The organism is Serratia sp. CoH_134_PS_4, from assembly GCF_058190535.1.
The window spans coordinates 1-1853 of record NZ_JBXWKI010000038.1; the positions used below are offsets into that span (position 1 = coordinate 1).

At 37.7% G+C, this 1853-nt stretch carries 2 protein-coding genes; both read right to left on the bottom strand.

Annotation, left to right across the window (positions count from 1 at the left end):
- Window positions 1-45: 45 nt before the first annotated feature.
- Entirely contained in the window at window positions 46-312 is a 267-nt protein-coding gene (locus AC2FCQ_RS24590) for a hypothetical protein (protein ID WP_490309164.1), read from the bottom strand.
- Between the two features lie 380 nt (window positions 313-692).
- The coding region (locus AC2FCQ_RS24595) for an oligosaccharide flippase family protein (protein ID WP_490309163.1) at window positions 693-1853 on the bottom strand (1161 nt) is incomplete at its 5' end.

A 1853-nucleotide genomic window follows, 5' to 3' on the forward strand; every position in this document is an offset into this window, starting at 1 on the left:
AAAGCGTGCGTATTGCCTGAAAACACAACCCGCTACGGGGGAGACTTACCCGAAATCTGATTTATTCAACAAAGCCGGTGCGCTTCCATAAACGTTAGTATATATTGACGTTAATATATCAGAGTTAGATTTACCATTATATAGGGTCAAGCCAGCACTTGATGTCAGCAACGAGTCGACAAACTGGCTGGTTGTGAGAGATCCATTCTCAAGATTACCCGCTTGCGCATCAAAGAACGCATGCGTCGCTTTGGCACCTAACGTGGCATAGTAAAGGGCTACGATACTTTCTTGAGCTGCTAAAGAAGCCATAAAAAACCCCCAGTCATTCAATATGATGGACGATAAATTAAAAAGTAAAAAACACAAACTGCAATTTAAGTTAAGTGCAGGAAGGTTTAGCTGTCAAGATTGACAAAATAATAAGTTCAATAGCATAAAATAAAAAAACATACGGGAATTATTGCTTGCTAACGATTTCTATTTGAATGGTTTTCTAGCAGAGTGGAAACACATGAAACTCTAGCATAATCAGCATACTAGAGCCTGACTGTAGCGAGGTATGACAACGAGGGAGGTCTAGCAGTTACGAAGTGAAAATAGTGAGATTTTGAGGTTCTAGACAAAATCATAGTGATAATGAGTTTGTCTAGAATGCCTACAATTGATGTAGCCTAGCAAGATTTAGCCAATTATTTCTTAAAGAGATAGACTCTCGGGTCTAAAGTCAATAAGTGGATTTTTGCAATGACTCCTTTTTTGAAAAAGTAGTTAAGAAAAGTTAAAGAAATAAACTCTGTCAATAACGAAGTTATTGCTGCTCCCATAATCCCGTAAGACGGAACTAAAATAAAGGTAAGCGGGATATTTATCAGAAAAACAACAACCGTTTTATATGACAAATAGTGATAACCTGATTCTTTAATAATATACCTGTGTGCGACGGGCCCCATAGCAGAAAAGGCGGTCGCCACTGAAAGAATAATCATAATAGGATATGCCGATGCATATGCATCACCATACAATAGTAGAACAACTTGTTTCCCTACAACCACAACACCCAAAATTACAATAATACAAATGGCAATGACGAGGCCATTTAGTTTAGCCGTTATCTTTATTGCAGCACTCTCATCCTTTATTTTATAAATTTCACTAAAGAAAGATGTTATAAATGCCAAGGTTACAAAAGTCCAAGATGACGCCAAAACACTGGCGGCAGAAAAAACGCCAAGCTCAGCGGTAGAACCATACTTGGCGAGTACTAACTGTGATAATCTGGTATACAAAGTTATTGAGACACCAGAAATTGCCAATGGCAGTCCTGCAAAGAACATATACCTCATGTATCTACGTCTGACATCCCAAGCTAGTTTTATACTTTCTACTGACCTATTTCTCTCAGTTTTTCTGAAGAAATACAATCGAATAAAGTAAGGAATTAACGTTGTAGTGACTATAGGGATGGCAAGATAAATGACCGGAAGTTCAAAGTGTGAGATGACAAATCTAATACATAAGCTAATGATTAATCCAATGGCGTTAGCTATCGTATTAAATTTAGAGTTTAGTGTTGCATCATTGTAAATAACAAGAACATCTTGCGTTATGAAATAAGTGGCAATACAACTGGCAAGGCAGAAAGCCAACGTCAGAAAATCAAATGTATAGTAAACATATATCAGAACCAGCAGTGATGATAGAACAAAAACAATACCACGCAGCAGTTTAGTTGACTGCATAAGGTTTATTCCTGAGCGCCTATTTTGACTTACCCTTGGCTTTGTTGAATAAATCGAACTTTTGCTGAGTTGAAGGATCAGATCACGTATCTTCCCGACAACGCAGACCGT